Source organism: Paenibacillus sp. P3E, from assembly GCF_001909045.1.
Classification (GTDB): domain Bacteria; phylum Bacillota; class Bacilli; order Paenibacillales; family Paenibacillaceae; genus Paenibacillus_AQ; species Paenibacillus_AQ helianthi.
Map to the genome: position 1 here is coordinate 17,484 of NZ_LVWH01000003.1, position 17,831 is coordinate 35,314.

General features: G+C 53.8%; 11 protein-coding genes. 4 read left to right on the forward strand and 7 right to left on the reverse strand.

Features of this window, described 5'->3' with window-relative positions:
• Window positions 1-245 precede the first annotated feature (245 nt).
• Window positions 246-1,436, reverse strand: a complete 1,191-nt coding sequence (locus A3842_RS01895) for an Acg family FMN-binding oxidoreductase (RefSeq protein ID WP_178382013.1) — start codon at window positions 1,434-1,436, stop codon at window positions 246-248.
• A 229-nt stretch (window positions 1,437-1,665) separates the two neighbouring features.
• Here A3842_RS01895 and A3842_RS01900 point away from each other — a divergent pair, with 229 nt between their 5' ends.
• Window positions 1,666-2,247 carry an LOG family protein gene (locus A3842_RS01900; protein WP_074085915.1) on the forward strand — a complete coding sequence of 194 codons (582 nt, stop codon included), beginning with the start codon at window positions 1,666-1,668 and terminating at the stop codon, window positions 2,245-2,247.
• Between the two features lie 218 nt (window positions 2,248-2,465).
• Here A3842_RS01900 and tyrS read toward each other — a convergent pair whose 3' ends face one another.
• Entirely contained in the window at window positions 2,466-3,725 is a 1,260-nt protein-coding gene (tyrS, locus tag A3842_RS01905) for a tyrosine--tRNA ligase (RefSeq protein ID WP_074100250.1), read from the reverse strand.
• Window positions 3,726-4,336: 611 nt separating this feature from the next.
• On the opposite strand from tyrS, the gene A3842_RS01910 reads away from it, so the two are divergent.
• Entirely contained in the window at window positions 4,337-5,977 is a 1,641-nt protein-coding gene (locus A3842_RS01910; protein ID WP_074100251.1) for a cellulase family glycosylhydrolase, read from the forward strand.
• Between the two features lie 273 nt (window positions 5,978-6,250).
• Window positions 6,251-7,750, forward strand: coding sequence for an amidase (locus tag A3842_RS01915; protein ID WP_074100252.1), 1,500 nt, complete (start codon window positions 6,251-6,253; stop codon window positions 7,748-7,750).
• A gap of 168 nt (window positions 7,751-7,918) precedes the next feature.
• Here A3842_RS01915 and A3842_RS01920 read toward each other — a convergent pair whose 3' ends face one another.
• Complete coding sequence (locus A3842_RS01920; RefSeq protein ID WP_074100253.1) at window positions 7,919-8,776, reverse strand: AraC family transcriptional regulator; 858 nt, start codon at window positions 8,774-8,776, stop codon at window positions 7,919-7,921.
• A 21-nt stretch (window positions 8,777-8,797) separates the two neighbouring features.
• Window positions 8,798-9,610: a DsbA family protein gene (locus A3842_RS01925; protein WP_083609438.1), complete on the reverse strand. Its 813-nt coding sequence runs from the start codon at window positions 9,608-9,610 to the stop codon at window positions 8,798-8,800.
• Window positions 9,611-9,904: 294 nt separating this feature from the next.
• Between A3842_RS01925 and A3842_RS01930 the strand changes: the two genes are divergently transcribed.
• On the forward strand, window positions 9,905-12,409 hold the full coding sequence (locus A3842_RS01930; RefSeq protein ID WP_218618643.1) for a glycosyl hydrolase family 95 catalytic domain-containing protein: 2,505 nt from the start codon (window positions 9,905-9,907) through the stop codon (window positions 12,407-12,409).
• Between the two features lie 120 nt (window positions 12,410-12,529).
• Here A3842_RS01930 and A3842_RS01935 read toward each other — a convergent pair whose 3' ends face one another.
• From A3842_RS01935 to A3842_RS01945, 3 genes are all read right to left on the reverse strand, one after another.
• Window positions 12,530-14,893 carry a glycoside hydrolase family 95 protein gene (locus A3842_RS01935; RefSeq protein ID WP_074100254.1) on the reverse strand — a complete coding sequence of 788 codons (2,364 nt, stop codon included), beginning with the start codon at window positions 14,891-14,893 and terminating at the stop codon, window positions 12,530-12,532.
• Window positions 14,894-15,043: 150 nt separating this feature from the next.
• Window positions 15,044-16,723: an extracellular solute-binding protein gene (locus A3842_RS01940; protein WP_074100255.1), complete on the reverse strand. Its 1,680-nt coding sequence runs from the start codon at window positions 16,721-16,723 to the stop codon at window positions 15,044-15,046.
• A gap of 187 nt (window positions 16,724-16,910) precedes the next feature.
• A complete protein-coding gene (locus A3842_RS01945; protein WP_074085922.1) occupies window positions 16,911-17,816 on the reverse strand; it encodes a carbohydrate ABC transporter permease in 906 nt (301 codons plus the stop codon).
• Window positions 17,817-17,831: the final 15 nt, after the last annotated feature.

Consider the following 17,831-nt stretch of genomic DNA (forward strand, 5'->3'; position numbering starts at 1 on the left):
CCAAATCGTAGCATAATCCAATTAGTGCGTCTTACTCCAAATTAAAGATTGTGTCGTGGTTTTCTTAGTTCATTCCGCTGAGTCTTTGTTCTTTGGAAAAGAGCAAAAAAAATACCGCAAGACATCATCTGTCTTTGCGGTACCCATGAAGACACCAGGGAATTCCATCTAAAATACATGGCTGGAAGTTTATCCATTCAAGCTTGCTCTTACTCAAACTTGCTCTTACTCAAACTTACTCCTACTCAGTCCGCAATAAGATCCGTAACCTCTCTTCTCATACTCAGCGGGGTATCCTGTGTCGGCTGGCCCACGCGGACCAGGAGCTGAATCGTTCCGCCACCCGGAGCATACTCCTTGTGAATCCTCGTGTAAGGCTCCTTCATTTCAGGGTATTCCTCCAGCACCTGGCTCAGAGGCTGCATCACCAGTCCTTCCTCATGTCCGGCCAGAATCAACCTGCTGTAGAGCATGCCCGCCTTAACCTGACTAGTGCGGCTATTGTCCTTGCTCACAATCAGAGCGTAGGCCGGTGAGTGGTCCGCTGCCTCCCGGGCTGCCTGAACGGCAAGCTTGGTTGATGCTTTCTCGTTATTAAACGACGGAAAGAGGGTAATCATCCCCTGAAGGAGATGTTTCTTCACACCTGTGGTTCCTTGTCCTTCAAAGGAGAACCCGTAGCGGTATTTATTCTTCTGATATTCATTGGAACGGAATATGCGTGCTGATTCGTCATTCATCCGCGCAAGTCCGGTTTCGATATTCGTCCCCTCTACTCCATAGGCTCCCAGCTTCTGAATGCTGGCGGAATCCTCCAGTAGGGTTAGGGTTAAATCCTTATCATCATTGGTCTGCTTCAGCTGAGCTGTCTGCTCCGGTGTCAGCGGATCAGGCTTATAGGCCATCCGGTTCGTATCCGGCAAAAACAGATAGTCGAACAACGGATTCACCTGAGGTGCTGTCTTGGTGAGTATAATGTCCGCCACAGCCTTCTGATCCATGCTCTCGCTTAAGTTCTGCTCATCGTACTCACCATCCGGGAACAGCTTAATCTCCGTCTGATACCCAAGCTGCTCACCGGCAACCTTAAGGTATTCCAAAAAGGTTCCCTGCGAGACTAGGGTCTGCCGGGCCAATGGGTCTGTTTCCAGCGCAAGCCTCGTATGATCTGTATACAAGGAGAGCTTAAGTGGATTTTGCTTGTCTAGGCGGATTTTCCAGGGCTGCATATTGTGTCCATTCGCTGCCAGGAGCCCGTATGCTGCCAATTGCAGGCGTGGATCTTCGAATTGTCCGGCATAATCCCGCTTCCAGGGATCCAAATACTTCGCCTTCTTGAATACACCGCTTGCCGTGAATAGTACGCTAACCAGAAGCACGAACAGAACAACAACAGACAGAAGTACAATCATTGATCTTTTGGTACGCTTACTCATAGCCATCTCCCTTTGTACATCTCTATTTGTTAAGCCTATTCCCATTCAGACGGAATGCCACCCCGGATACAATGACAAGCCGCACATTCCCCCGGGTCCATTACATCAATGCCCGCTTTCTATCCTACCCGAGTGCAATAAGTGGATTGATGTGCTACCGTTAAGAAGTCTGCTCCGGGAGACGGCTTCCGGTAAGTGAATTTACTATGCAAAGGAGAGTTATTCACCTATGAAAAGTATCGCTGTATTTTGCGGATCGCGTGACGGAGCTTCCCCCGTCTACAAGGAAAGCGCCCATGCGCTGGGAAAAGCACTGGCAGAACACGGCATCACCCTGATCTACGGCGGGGCAACGGTTGGCCTCATGGGCGAGGTGGCGGACGCCGCTCTGGGAGCCGGAGGGAACGTTATCGGGGTCATCCCCCATTTTCTCAAAAGCCGGGAAATTGAGCACAAGCAGCTCACGGAACTGATCGTGGTAGATTCGATGCATGAACGCAAATTAAAAATGTCGGAGCTGGCTGAAGGATTCATCGCTTTGCCGGGCGGCCCGGGGACAATGGAGGAATACTTTGAGATTTTTACGTGGGCGCAATTGGGACTGCATCAGAAGCCTTGCGGCATATTGAACGTCCAGCATTATTATGATCCGCTGATTACCCTGTTCGACCAGATGGCCCGGGAGCAGTTCATGCTGGAAAAGCACCGCTCAATGGTCCTCACCGATACCACTCCAGACGGCATGATCCAGCAATTCCTGAGCTATTCGCCGCCACCAGTGAAAACGTACCTTACGGATGAGCGTACCTGATCAGAGATTAAAGAATTCTATAGCCGGGGCTTCCGGCGGTAATCTAATGAAGCAAGCCGCAAATGACCAAAAACGAAAAACAGCGATCCTCCAATGACCGGAGGATCGCTATTTTGCTGCTTTTTACTCTTTTAAGAACATAAGACGCTGTCTCTGTTGTAGGCGTATCTATTTATGAGACAGCGGCTTTTTCCTGCTGAAGATCATCTGTATACTGCCTAGGCCAGCTTAACCAGACTGTAGTTTTTCTTGCCTTTGCGGATGATGATGAACCGCCCGCCGATGGCGTCTTCTGCAGTGACCTCCGCCCCGATATCGGTAACGCGCTCACCATTAAGTGAAATGGCTCCCTTGGTGATGTCTTCACGTGCCTGGCGCTTGGACGGCTCAATACCCAGATCGACCAGCCAATCCACGATATTCTTCGAATCTCTGCCTGATGTGAAGGTCGGCATTTCCTTGAAGCCTTCCTCGATCTCCTCCGCAGTCAGGGAATGGATATCTCCGCTGAACAGGGCTGCAGTAATACGCTTCGCCTGCTCCAGCAGTTCCTCACCGTGCACGAAGCGGGTCATTTCCTCCGCCAGTGCCTTCTGCGCTTCGCGCTTATGCGGCTCGTTCTGTACCTTTTCCTCCAGGACGCCGATTTCCTCTTGGGTCAAGAAGGTGAAGTATTTGAGGTATTTCACCACATCGCGGTCGTCGGCATTCGCCCAGAACTGGTAGAACTCGTACGGCGTTGTTTTTTTCGGATCAAGCCATATTGCGCCGCCAGCGCTTTTGCCGAATTTGGTGCCGTCCGATTTGAGCATCAGCGGGATGGTCAGGCCGAACACCTTGGCGTCCGCCCCTTCTTTTTTACGGATCAGGTCCAGTCCGCTTGTGATATTACCCCATTGGTCGGAACCGCCGACCTGCAGCTGCACATCCTCGTGCTGGTACAAATGCAGGTAGTCAAGCGATTGCAGAATCTGGTAGGAGAATTCCGTGAACGAAATCCCGCTCTCCAGACGGCTGGACACTACATCCTTGGCGAGCATAGTGTTGATGCTGAAGTTTTTGCCATAATCTCTTAGAAATTCGATGACGTTAATCTTATGGGTCCAGTCATAGTTGTTGACCATACGGACTTGATTGTCGCTTTCGGTCACAAACAGCTTCTTCATCTGCGCCGTCAGCGCATCCACATTCGCCTGAATTTGCTCCATGGTCTGGAGGGAACGCTCACTCTGGCGGCCGCTCGGATCACCGATGGTTCCTGTTGCCCCGCCAATCAGAATGACCGGACGGTGTCCGGCAAGCTGGAAGCGTTTCAGTACCATGAAGGGAATTAAATGGCCGATATGCATGCTGTCGCCCGTTGGATCTACGCCGCAATAGAGTGAAACTGCCTTCGTGTTCGTTAACTCCCGCAGTCCTTCTGCATCTGTCTGCTGATTGATGGCATCGCGCCATTCCAGTTCATCGATAATGTTCAAGCTGATACAGCCCCTTTATTATGATTTTCGTATTCGTCTGATGTACGTTGAATCAGGTAACTCGTACCTCTTTACGGCGGACCAGGCAACAACAAAAAAATCGCCCCCTTGTCTATACAGACACAGGGACGATTATGATTAACCGTGTTACCACCCAAATTGCACAGACCGCCTGACGGCAGGGCCCGCACCACTCACAGCGAGGTATCGTTCGCTTGATTTCCGCTTGGCATTACCCAAGATACTCCAGAGTGTAATTCGCAGTCCATGTGTGTGCCAGGGTTCCATCCCCCCCGGCTTTCTGTGACAGGGACAAAGGCTGCTACTGTCTCGTTCATCGCATATCAGCTATAAGATTACTGAAAGTATAGTCAATTCAAAATTTGTTGTCAATGCCGGACCCGCCAGTTCTCCAAAGTGTAGACCAGCTTGCCTCCATAAAATCAGATTTTTTTGTTATCTATTTTTAATAACTATTCCCAAACAAACCCTTATATGTTATGTTGGATATATATGGATATTGGGAGGTGGTCTGGTCCGGGTACCGAATACACTTCTGGGAGCATGCAGAAAATTGAAAGCAAATCTAAATCCGCAAAGGAGGAACTACCATGAAACCGAGCAAGTATTTTTCGTTCCGCAGCTTTTGTTTTTTGGCCCTAACGTGTGTCCTTATCCTCTCCCTCTCAATCCCCCAGAAGCAGGCAGCAGCAGCAGGAGTCTCAGTCAAGGGCTTTCATGTAAGCGGTACCAAATTAATTGACGCAACAGGCAGCCCTTTTGTCATGCGGGGTATAAATCATGCGCACACCTGGTATAAAAATGACCTGGCAACCGTTATCCCTGCCATTGCAGCCACCGGCGCTAATGTAGTGCGGATCGTGCTCTCCGATGGGGGCCAGTGGTCCCTCGACAGTCTGTCCGATGTGCAGAATATACTTGCCCTTTGTGATCAGTACAAGCTGACCGCCATGCTTGAGGTGCATGACGCAACAGGCTCGGATAACGTTTCTACGCTGAATGCGGCTGTCAACTATTGGATCAGCATCAAGGATGCGCTAATCGGCAAGGAAGACCGGGTCATCGTTAATATTGCCAACGAATGGTTCGGCTCCTGGAGCACAGCGGCCTGGGCCAGCGGCTATCAATCCGCCATTCCAGCCCTTCGGGCTGCAGGCATCAAGAATACGCTGGTCGTGGATGCCGCAGGCTGGGGACAGTATCCGTCCTCTATTTTCACTAGCGGGAACGCCGTATTCAATTCTGATCCGCTTGCAAACACGATCTTCTCCATTCATATGTACGAATATGCCGGAGGTTCAGCCGCCACGGTAAAGGGCAATATTGACAATGCCCTGGCCATAGGGGTACCGGTCATCGTCGGGGAGTTCGGCTGGAAGCATACAAGCGGAGATGTCGATGAAGCAACTATTATGAGCTATGGGCAGGAAAAAGGCGTTGGCTGGCTCGCGTGGTCCTGGTATGGAAACGGCGGCGGCGTCGAATATCTCGATATGGCCAGCGGCCCTGCAGGCAGCCTCTCGGATTGGGGAAATTCCATTGTGAACGGTCCCTATGGCACGAAGGCAACCTCAGTACTCAACAAAATCTATACCACACCCGGTTACGTGCCTGTTCCGGACAATGGGACTACACCTACACCAACTGCCACACCGACACCAACCGCAACACCGACACCTACTGCAACGCCAACACCTACTGCCACACCGACACCTACTGCCACACCGACACCTACTGCCACACCGACACCTACTGCCACTGCAACTCCAACAGCCGCTCCAGCCGGTCTTGAACTCTATTACCGCGCCGGTAATACGAATACCACGGACAACGTGATCAAACCCCAATTTAATATCAAGAACAACGGCACCTCTGCCGTCAACTTGAGCGGGCTGAAGATACGGTACTATTTCACCAAAGACGGATCGCAGACACTTAATGGTGCAATGGACTGGGCACAGATGGGTGCGGCCAACATTACCATTACTTTTGGAACTGCCAATGCCGCAGGTGCTGATTCCTATCTAGAAGTCGGCTTTACCCCCGGAGCAGGTTCTTTGCCGGCCGGAGGACAGACCGGAGATATCCAGCTGCGGCTATTCAAAGGCGACTGGAGTAATTTTAACGAAGCAGATGATTATTCCTTTGATGCCGCCAAAACGGCTTTCAGTCCCTGGAATCATGTAACGCTGTATCAAAACGGCACACTCGTGTCGGGCGTACAGCCTTAAGCACGGTCGTTATCACCTGAATCTGTATAAAAACAAAGGGGAGTACCTTCGGCCGCTGCCGGCCCGCAGTACTCCCCTTTACTTATCGATTCGATGACAAACGGGCGGGACAGGGTTGTCCTCTGATTCTTCAATTAAGCACCGGCTGGTGTATAATGCAAGGAGCATCTCTGATATTCACTGGTATAGTGATACATAAAGCATACCATTTCCAATACTACAGATCAGCGGACCTTGCCGTTCAAGTGTCCCTGCCGAAAAGAGGTTATCATCATGACATTGTCTGCTTATTCCACCTATGATGCGCTGGGACTTGCCGCGCTGGTCCGTGCGCGGGAGGTGTCGCCGCGTGAGCTTGTAGAGGCGGCTTTCGCCAGATTGGACGAGGTCAATCCCCTGCTGAATGCCGTTGTCCGCACCCGCCGGGAGGCGGCCTTGAAGGAGGCCGATGCCATGCCGGCAGATGATCCGTCCCGGCCGTTTGCCGGTGTGCCCTTTCTGCTGAAGGATATCTCCCAGGCGATTGGTGGTGAGCCGCTCACTTCTGGCGCCCTCCTGCTGAAGAATAACATTGCCAAACGCGATTCGAACTATGTCGCCCGTATCCGAAACGGCGGGTTTATTCCGCTCGGGCACACGAATACCCCCGAGTTCGGTCTGAAAAATATCACCGAGCCGCTCCTGCACGGGCCTGCACGGAATCCCTGGAGCACGGACCGCTCCCCCGGAGGCTCCAGCGGCGGAGCTGCCGCCGCAGTGGCTTCCGGAATCGTACCGGCTGCGGGTGCCAGCGACGGAGGCGGCTCAATCCGCATCCCGGCCTCCTTCACCGGCCTGTTCGGGCTGAAGCCTACCCGCGGCCGTACGCCGGTAGGGCCGGGAGTCGGCCGCCAATGGCAGGGCGCCTCCATTGATTTTGCGCTGACGCGTTCCGTGCGCGACAGCGCAGCCATGCTGGATCTGCTGCAGATTGTGCAGCCGGAGGCCGCGTTTCAGACGCCGCTGTATCCGGGCGTCTATCTGGACGATCTTATAAATCCCGCACCGCGCAAGCTGCGGATTGCTTTCACAACAGCCTCGCCTGTCGGAACCCCAGTCACCGGAGAGGCGGCTGCAGCTGTATTAAAAACCGTAAAATGGCTCCAGGAAGAAGGCCATGAGGTCGAAGAGAAGCTTAGTCCGGTAAACGGCGTGCGGCTGATGGAAAATTACTATACGATGAACGCCGGAGAAGTGGCGGCCATGTTCCTGTCTCTGGAAACCGGGATGGGCCGCAGCATTGCGGCACATGAGGTGGACATCGTGACCTGGGTGCTGGGGGAAGCCGGTAAAAAGGTCTCCGCCGCCGAATTCGTGCACAGCCTGAACGAATGGGATGTGGCTGCCGCACAAATGGCGGGCCTGCTGAGCCGCTTTGACCTCTACATCACACCTGCGAATGCGGATTCCGCACCTAAGATAGGAGAGCTTACCCAGCAGCCGGAGGAAATAGAAGCTTTGCTGCACGTAAGCGAGCTGCCGAAGGATGCGCAGCGGCGGATGATCTACGAAATGTTCGAGCCCAGCCTGACTTATACCCCTTTTACACAGCTGTCCAATCTCACGGGTCAGCCCGCCATGAGCGTTCCCCTGCACCTTACACCGGCAGGCCTGCCTATTGGAGTTCAGGTGATGGCTTCCAAGGGCCGCGAGGATTTGCTGCTGCAGCTGGCCGCCCAATTGGAGCAGTCGGAGCTGTGGGTGGGGATGAAGGGGAATCCAATGTTTCCTTAGCCCCAGACCCTTCATCTTGGAATGCCGGTGGCTGCAGCCCCAAAGATTGCACCATCCCCACAACCAAACATTCCCTCCCGCTTCAGCAGTAGCAGTCCCCGGGTCCGGATGATTTAGAATCAACTGAAGCCCCTTCAGTATGACTTTCGGGAGCTGTGGGAGCAGGTCTTACCCCGAGCGGAATTCCCGGGGTGTCTGTCCGGTCTCACGGTGGAACAGGCGGGAGAAATAATGGACCGAGCTGAAATGATATTTCCCGGCGATTTCTGTGATACTCAGCGAGGTATGCAGCAGATCCTCCTTGGCCCGGTTCAGCCGGAAGCGGTTCATATACTGGACGGGCGAACAGCCGGCTGACTTTCTGAACAGCTCGAAGAAATGCCCCCGGCTCAGCTTCAATTCCCGGTAATAACATTCCAGCGGCCTCGGCACTTCATGCAGCAAATCCTGTTCGAGCCGCTCCAGCAGCGCGCTGATCCGGCGGTCCGGGAACGGCGGGTCCCTCAGCGTCTGTTGGAGGAAAAAATCAATAAACTCCTGGAAGTTCCGCTGAATGCTCAAATTGCGAATAACCGTCTGCTCATTTACAAATTGACCTGAAGTGTAGAACTTCTGAAACCGTTCAGCCCACACACGGACAGAACCGGCCTGAAGCTGCAGCGGGAGCGGATACGGAAGTTGCGGACCCAACCATTCCGGCAGCAGCGGCTCCGGTTCATAACAGATCGGGCAGGCCCAATCGAAATGGCCCTCCCGGTCCACATGACCCCAGTCGAAATAACAGCACAGATGTACCATCGGCTCTGCCGGATCAGCCAGCCATTCATGGGACTGTCCGGGAGGCAGATAGACCAGTGAGCCCGGGCTTACCTGGACTTGTGTCCCCTCGGTCTCCAGTACCCCGTAACCCTCACTGACCAGATAGACAGAGCTCATATAGCAAATCCGTTTCGAGCTTGACTGCCCCTTGGCAAAAGGATACCGGGTGGCCAGATAGACATACGGGTGCAAGGCTGAAAGCTTCATCTCACCATCCTCCCGCTATGCTTATTGGGCGCCGGCGGATGCTGCCTCCGCTTCAATGGCTGCCGCTAATTCCTCATACGAGCCACCCTTCAGCAGTTTGCCGTTCACCATAAACTGTGGTGTTCCATTGACTCCATAGTTTCCAGCCGTTTTGAAATCCTCCTTCACCGGCAGCATGTAAGTATGCTCCTGCAGATCTTTGGCAAAGCGGTCATAGTCTATGCCGCCGATATTATTTTTGACGAAATCAAGCAGAAACTGCGGTGTGGCCCAGATCTTGGTCTCATCCCCCTGATGGTCGTAGAGCTTGCTCATGAACTCCCAGAATTGTTCGTTGTCCTGGGCTGCAATGGCTTCCCCCGCACTGGCTGCCATGATCGAATCCCGGTCGATAAAAGCAAAGTTCATGAAGAACAGCTCTGCCTTGCCGGTATCGACGAACTCTTTTTGGAAGCGTTCGAAGTACGTTTCCTTCCATTTTTTGCAAGAAGGGCATTTGAAATCTGCGAATTCAATCACCTTCACCTTGGCAGTGCTGCTGCCCAGATGGGGCTGCTTCTCATATTTCAGGCCTTCGGCATCGTATTCCCCACGGATTTCCGTATAGTTGGGCAGTCCGCTGAGGCCTGAGGAAGCCGCTGATGGCCGTAGAAAAAACACGGACGCCGCAATCACGAGAACGGCAATCATAACGACAGATATCGCAAAGGCAGATCCTGACCGGGGCTGCCCGGTACGGCTCTTGCTGCCCCGGATGGAACGAGTCTGATTGGCTGAATGAGGCTGATGGGCTGAGTTCGAAAGATTGGATAGCTTGCCCTTTGCTTTGGACATGGTTAAGATCCCCCTCAAAAGAATTTCATCATCTGAACAATAAATGATAACGCTTTCTAAATTAATCGTAGTGATTCTTTCCAGCTCCGTAAAGGTACGTTTGCGGTGCCTTGCGTACCTTTTTCCCTGTGCAGGCCTTTCCTGGCAGTTGTGATCTACCTTTCGATCCCCTATTGCCTGATTACTGTATAACCATCCGCGAATTCATCCGCCGATCGTGCAAAAATACGACACCTTGCTAAATACAACCGGCCATCAACCGGTTACATTGTAGAAGACTGGAGGCCAGGGTTAATGCGCCGACTGCTACGGCTGGCCTGCTACGCATTTGCAGAGATGAAAGGAGGAGAACCTATGCATGAAACCACAAGTATAGGAAATTCAGAGGATTCAATCCTGTCTTTGCCGCTGGCAAAAGAACAGGCCCAGGAACACGCGGCCCGGCATAACCTTACTTTGGAGGGACCGGCAGCAGATTTTTTTGAAGGAGCGCTACTGGGAAACGGCGGGCTTGGGGTGGTGCTCACTACCCGCCCGGATGCGGTGATGCTCCATTTTGGACACAATAATGTCTGGGATATCCGAATAGCGGAGCAACATGCTGAGGAGATTATGACCTTTAAAGAGGTCTATAAGCGGTTCGAAGCGCTTCCCGCTGAATTACCGCAGCTCATGGACCACCCGTGGTACCGGGAATATTGCGAGATGGCCGGGGACAACTACAGCAAAAGCTACCCGCGTCCGATGCCCTGCGGTTCACTGCTGCTCCGGTATGACCGGCGTACAGCCGAGGTGCTGGGGCACACCCTCCACATCGGGGACGGACGCTGCACGGTTGAGTTTCTGGTCCAGGGGGAGCGGGCTGTATTGGAGGTTTTTGTGGATGCCGTTCAGGACCGGCTGTGGATGTCTGTATGCAATTCTGCTAGCGGCAAAGCTCTATCGCTGTTTCACGAAGCACGGCTCATTCCCGACCCCAACACGCCTTCCGGGTTCCCCTCCGCTGTAATCGATGTTGATCCCGCGGCGGGAGTGCTGTCCTTTACCCAAGTCCTGCCCTGTGTGGAGGCTCCCGAGGTTCCCTATAGCGGGCATGACCAAGATAAGGCTTTCCGGCTGGCGGTCCGCATCACAGGCGCAGTTCCTTCGGCTGGCGGTGAGGGGGACCGGCTCAGCATCGCTGATACCGGCAGCGGCTTCTCCGCCTGCGCGGAGCTATGGGAGGGCCGCAGGACGGTAATCCAGCAGGCGGCAGCGCAGATGCACCCGCCCGAATTGTCCGGGTACACCGATGCCTGGCAACGGACAAACGAAAAGTGGCAGGAATACTGGGAGTGCTCCAGTGTGTCCCTGGAGGACGAATTTCTGGAGCGGGTCTGGTACCGCAATCTGTACTTTTTAAATTGCTCTGTCCGTGAAGGGGTCACCTGTCCCGGGCTGTTCGCCAACTGGAGCTATGGTTCCATCGGGTCCGAATGGCATGGGGACTATCACATGAACTACAATACACAGCAGCCATTCTGGGCAGCATTCTCCAGCAACCATCTGGACAAGCATCTGCCTTATGCGGATATGGTAGACCATGTGCTGCCGGTCAGCCAACAATGGGCACGGGACTACTACGGGCTGCGCGGTGCTTATTTCCCCCATTCCGCCTACCCGGTAGAAATGACGATGATGCCTTATCCGGTTCCGCACTGGGGCTGGGAGGTCTGTGAAACGCCGTGGACCGTGCAAAGCCTATGGTGGCATTACCTCTACTCCATGGATGAAGCCTTCCTTCGCAGCCGCGCATTTCAGCCGATCCGGGAAGCCGTCCGGTTCATGGCAGATTACATGCAGCGGCCGGAAGCCCGGGGTCCGCGCTGGAATGACGACTGTTATCATATCTTTCCTACTGTCGTACCGGAGCTATACGAGATTGCGCCGGGCTTTGCCCGGAACAGTGATTGTCTGATCGATCTGGCTCTGACAAAATTTATTTTCCATGCATTTATCCGGGCCTGTGCGGTGCTTGGACAAGAGGAAGCGGAAGACGGCCTGCTTGCAGAGGTTCAGGAAATTCTTAATCACTTTCCCGAATATCCGACAGCCGAATCCAATGCAGGCCAGGTCTTTGTGTCGGTGGCAGGAGAGAATCCCGAGGTCGTCTACAACGTCCCAGTTCCGCTCGCAACAGTCTTTCCCGGAGAAGAGCATGGTCTGCACTCTTCCCCGGAAGAATACCAGACGGCGGTGGAGTCCTACCGCAATCACCGGAATGAAGGCGGGAATGAACTGGTATTCCAAGCTCTGGCCGGGGCGCGGCTCGGCATCCTCGATCTGGAGCGGTTCAAGCGGCAAATTGCCTATTGTCTGCTGCCTAACGGCACTTGCACCGACAGAGTGCTGATGAGCGGGGGACGGTACCCGGATACAGCGGACTTTGACTTCATGTCCCGGATGGGTGTCTGGTTCGAGAATTTCTCGCTGCCCGCCGTAATCAATGAGTGCCTGCTTCAGAGTTACAACGGGGTGCTGCGGTTCTTCCCGAACTGGCCGGAGCATCAGAGAGCAGAATTCCGCAGCCTGCGGGCGGTGGGCGGCTTCCTGGTCAGTGCAGCTTTTGAAACGGGTGAAGTGCAGTGGATTGAGGTGTTCAGTGAAGCAGGAGCCGATTTGTCCTTCTATATCCCTTGGGCCTATGGAGCCGAATGTACCGGAGATTCCGTTGGGCGGCAGATCTGCACAGGAGGGACAGGAACGCTGCAGACAGTTACCGGTGAGACCCTCCGCATGGTAAAACACAGCAGGGAATAGCTGGATCTGGTTATGGATTCAGATCCTCCACATTGAAGCGCCCTCCAATCTCTGATTGAAATTGGAGGGCGCTTTTGCAGGGAATACTTCACTTCACAAAAATAACTGGGGTCATTGCTTCTAACCTACCTGCAGCTGCTCCAACTGGCTGTTCAGTGTATAACTTCCCCCAGCCTCGGTGAGAAGAGTACTCCGGTGTTCACCCGAGCGGACAGTTATTGTACCCGCTGAAAAGGTGCGTAATGTAGCCGTGGTTAGTATTCCATCCTTCCAATCCATATCTACCTCGACCTTCCCTTTGGCGCAAAGCCCTGCTACCGAGCCTGTGCTCCAATCTGCTGGAAGCGCGGGCAGCAAATGAATCTCTCCAGCCCGGCTCTGCAGCAGCATCTCTGCAATGGCAGCCGTTCCGCCGAAATTGCCGTCAATGACGAAGATATTGCTCTCCGCTCCGGCAATACCAGCCTTTGAATAGGTCAGCAGATTGTCCAGACATAACCCGCTGATCAGATGCGAGATATGCCTATAGGCCCGCTCCCCGTCATGGAGCCGGGCAAAGTACAGCCCAAACAGCGCGGCGGTAAATTCCACATCCTCCAGCTCATCCTGCATCATGCGGTTCTCCAGCGTGACCCGGGCCGTCGCGCTGAGCTCCGGCGTCTCCTCGGGTGTAATCCGGCTGGCGGGATAGAGTGCAAACAAATGGGAGAGATGACGGTGCTCCGGCTGTGCCTCCCTGTAATCCTCCAGCCATTCCTGCAGCTGCCCCTGTCTGCCGATCTGCAGCGGCGGCAGTTTGTGGATCGCCTCTTCAAGCTGCGCCTGAAGCTCTTCATCCTTATTCAGCAGCGCTGCCGCTTTCAGACAGAATTCAAAAAGCTCCCGGACCAGCACCATGTCCATAGTCGGCCCCATAGAGAGCTGCCGGTTCTCACCACTATGACCCTCCGGATAGAAACTGTTCTCCGGCGAATTCGAAGGTCCTGTCACCAGCCAGCCGTACGCCGGATGTATGATCATGTAGTCTAGGAAGAAGGCTGCTGCTTCTTTAAGTACAGGGTAGGCCTGCCCCTCCAGAAACTCAAGATCCTGACTGTATTCGTAGTGCTCGATCAGATGCATGGCGATCCACAGTCCCCCGGTGACATTGAGCCCCCATGAGGTTTCCCAGCCGGGTGCGGTGAATCCCCAGACATTGGAGAACACATGAGCAACCCAACCTGTACTACCGTAGAAATCTCTTGCTGTCACTCTACCCGCACGGGACAAAGCCTCAATGTAACGCATTAGCGGCAGATGACTCTCTCCCAGATTCGCAATCTCGGCAGGATAGTAATTCATCTGGGTATTGACATCCAGATGGTAATCGCAGCTCCAGCCCATCCGGCAGGCTTCGCCGTCATTCCAGATCCCTTGCAGATGCAGCGGCAGCGGCGAGTCTGCACGTGACCCGGCAATCATCAAGTAGCGGCCGTACTGCAGGAACAATGCAAACAGCTCCGGGTCTCCGCTGTGATTCTGCTGCAGCAGGGCGATGCGTCTGTCCGTCGGCAGCTCCGAAATCTCCGAGCGTCCCAGCCGGACATCGACCTTGCTGAATTCTTGACGGTAATCCCGGATATGATCAGCGCGCAGTCTGGCATAGCCCTTAGCAGCCGCCTGTTCCAGACTTCTTGCACTCTGTGCCTGCAGGTCCGCTCCTGCATGCTGGTAATCGGTGCTGACCGTAAAATAAATCCAGGCTTCATCCGCCCCGGCTACTATCAACCGGCCATCCCGGCAGTTTAAGGTTCCCCCGGAGGCTGCGACCCTGATTCGGCCTTCAGCCCTTACTCCACAGGTGCCGTCGCTGTGTACCTGCTCCCTCGCTTGGGCTTGAAATTCCAGGGTATCCCCGTTCACAGAGCGGACAATGAACGAGCCTGTGCCGCCAGCAGCACTTAACGTGAAGGATACGCCACCAGGCGATTCACTCCAGATCCTCGCAGCTACAACATCATCTGCATGGGAGGCAAAAACCTCGCGCAGCACCGTGCAACCACCGCTCTGAGACTCCGCATGCGCAACTGCACGATCCAAATCCAGCCCGCGTCTGAACCGGGCTTCCATATTCCCTGCCCGCTCCACTTCCTTCTCAGCTTCCCCTTGCCTGTCCGGACTTTCAAAGGAGAACACAATCTCGCACAATCCCAGGTGGGTCCCGTAATTCCGCTTCTCCGGCTGCAGATATCGCTTGGCAAGCCGGTCACCTTCTGCATAATCACCAGCCATAAAAAGCCCCTGCATGCGCCGTAGTGCCTCCTTCCCGCCAAACGGGCCGGGAACAGCCTCTTCTCGTCCAGACCAGTAGGTCACCTCGGTCATACTCCACACTTCACGCTGCGGAGCCGCCATAACCACTGCGCCGATCCTGCCATTTCCGATCGGCAGTCCCTGGCCCCAGCCCGCAGCCGGGCTGGAGTACCATAATTTCAAATCGCTCAATTAGCATCCTCCTGTCTGTCCTCTGATCTGGCATATGAATAAAACCTCCGTTCAAACCATCCGTTCCCTAAAAAACAATAGCGGAAACAGCGATGCCGGCCTTGGCAGGCCGGCATCGGTTTGGCGTAGCACGGTTGCTTGTGCAGCAGCTTATTTCACTGAAGCGTCATACGCCTTTTGCAGAATTTCCAGGTAGCGGTCCAGCTTCAGGTCCTTCAGACCCTTCACATAGGCATCCCAGTCCTTGTTCAGATCCTTATTGCCGGTAATGAACTGAAGCTCATTCTGCTCAATGTAGTTTCTCAGATTCGTCTGCAGCATGCTGGCTTCGTCAATCTCTGTCGGATCAATCCAGATGGACCAGAGCGGGAACAACTCCTTAGGTTCATGACCCTGGTACAGCAGCGAAGCATTGTACAATCTGCGTTCGTAGCCGTTCGAGGAATAGATATCAGTCGCCTGAACGAAGGTGTCGCGGTATTCCTTCGGCATGTAGAAATGTCCCATTCCGCTCCAGCCCGCATTACGCGCCGCTTCGCCTTCCGCCATCGGGATCGGCTTGATCACCGGTTTGACATCCTTGCCTAGTGCGACATCGCCTGCCACCGGATCGGTCCAGTCGATTCCCTTCATGCCGCTTGCCGCGTTCGTCTGGCCTTCCGGTGTGAACATATAATCCACCATCTTGATCAGAGCCACTTTTGCCTCTTCACTGGCTTTGTTAGTGATGACGAACTTGGCGCCTGGTGACACCCCGCCCGCATCATGTGTCGTGTAAGAGATCCCTTTCGGTCCGGTAAGCGGTGGCAGGGCATTGTAATGTGCGGAACGGGTGTTACCTGGATCGATGTTGATGAAAATCGCCGGATGCATGCCTGCACCTGCGCCGAGGATTTCGGCATCCGCATTTTCACCGATTTTCTTAAAGGCCTCCGCATTCTGGGTAAAAGCCCCCGGATCGATCAGACCGGCATCATACAGCGATTTGATATAGGTCAGGCCTTCCTTCCATTCCGGCTTAACAGCGGCTGACTCCACCTTGCCGTCCGTCATATTCAAGTAGTTGCGGTCATCATCATAGACGAAGCTGTTCATAAGATAAGGAATAATGCGTACACCAAAATCCTCAGTAGAACCGCTCAGCGGCACTTCATCGGCTTTGCCGTTGCCGTTCGGGTCCTTCGTCTTGAAGGCTTCCAGCATTTGCTTGAACTCCTCTGTAGTCTTCGGCTCTTCCAGGTTCAGCTTCTTCAGCCATTCGGTGTTGATCCACATTTTGTTCGGATAGGAACAGTGGAAGCACTCGGCGTAAGCACCCAGACCATAGATATTGCCGTCAGGAGCCGTATTCAGCGTTTTCATTTCAGGGTGCTTTTCCATGGCTGCTTTGATATTCGGTGCATATTGGTCAATCAGGTCATTCAGCGGAACCAGAACGCCCTGCTGGCCATATTTCAGCACATCCCCCTGGGAGAATTCATCAATGTAGGCAGTGAGCAAATAAGCATCGGGGTAGTCACCGCTGGCGAGTGAGATTTGGCGTTTTTCCTTGGCGCCGTCGGAGGGATTAATCTGCCAGTTGAATTTGATGCCGAACTTGTCTTGAACGAATGTGGTGAATTTATTGGTCGGGATATCAATGCCTGATTCCTGGACGGCAAAGACGCTGACCTCCACAGGTTTTGACGCCTCCGCTGCGTTTCCGTTGCCAGACGCTGTGCCGGATGCTGTACCGGACGGGCTTTCTGTATTATTTTTGCCCGAGCAGCCACTGATCACAACTGTAAATACCGTTACCAGCATTAACAAGGCTAACAAACTTTTCTTCAAAGCTGATCAACTCCCTCTTTGTAGTTGGACAGGTTGGTTATGTGTTGCCAAATGGAAACGGCTGCCCGTCCTTAAACAGACAATATCCGTTTATAGCGAGAAAGATAAGGATCATTTATTGCACGAAGCATATAAATGCTTATCTTTTAAGAAAGGCCTCACCCCCTTACCGGTTCATCGCTTCCCCTTACCCCTTGACTGAGCCGACCAGCATGCCCTGTACGAAATACCGCTGCACAAAAGGATAAATGACAAGCACAGGCAAGGTGGCGACGACTATCAGCGCATATTTCAGTAGTTCGGCCATCTGCTGCCGCTCTACCATCGCCATGGCATCCATCGCCCCGGCACTGTTGTTCTGGATAATGATACTGCGCAGCACCAGCTGCAGCGGGAACAAGTCAGCCGATTTCAGATAGATCAGGGCATCGAAATAGGAATTCCATTGGCCGACTGCATACATCAGCACCAGCACCGCAATAATCGGCTTGGAGAGCGGCAGCACTACACTGCGGATGAAGCGCATATCGCTGCAGCCGTCAATCTCACTGGCTTCCAGCAACTCCTCGGGAATGGAGGACTGGAAAAAGGACCGGGCAATAATCACCTGCCATACCCAGATCGCATTGGGAATCAGCAGCGCCCAGCGCGTATCGATCAGGTGCAGCTCCCGGACCACCATATAGGTGGGAATCAGCCCGCCGCTGAAGATCATTGTAAAGGTAATGATCATCATCAACACATTGCGGCCAAAAAAAGCTCTGCGCGACAGCGGGTAGGCGATCATAATCGTCAGGGTCACACTGATCAGCGTACCGGCTGCCGTATAAAAGATGGAATTGGCATACCCGCTGATAATCTCATGCGTACTGAACAGGACCTTGAAGCCCTTGAAGGAAATATCGACCGGCCACAGCCAGACCCGGCCCGAGGTGACAGCTGCCGGACTGCTGATGGAGCTGCTGATAATGAAGATAAGCGGATACAGCACAACGATAACTACAAGGATGAGTACGGTGTACACCACAGTCAGAAATATCCGGTCACCGACGGATTCTTTAATTTTTTGGGGAACTGCTGCCGAAGCTGCCATACAGGAACTCCTTTC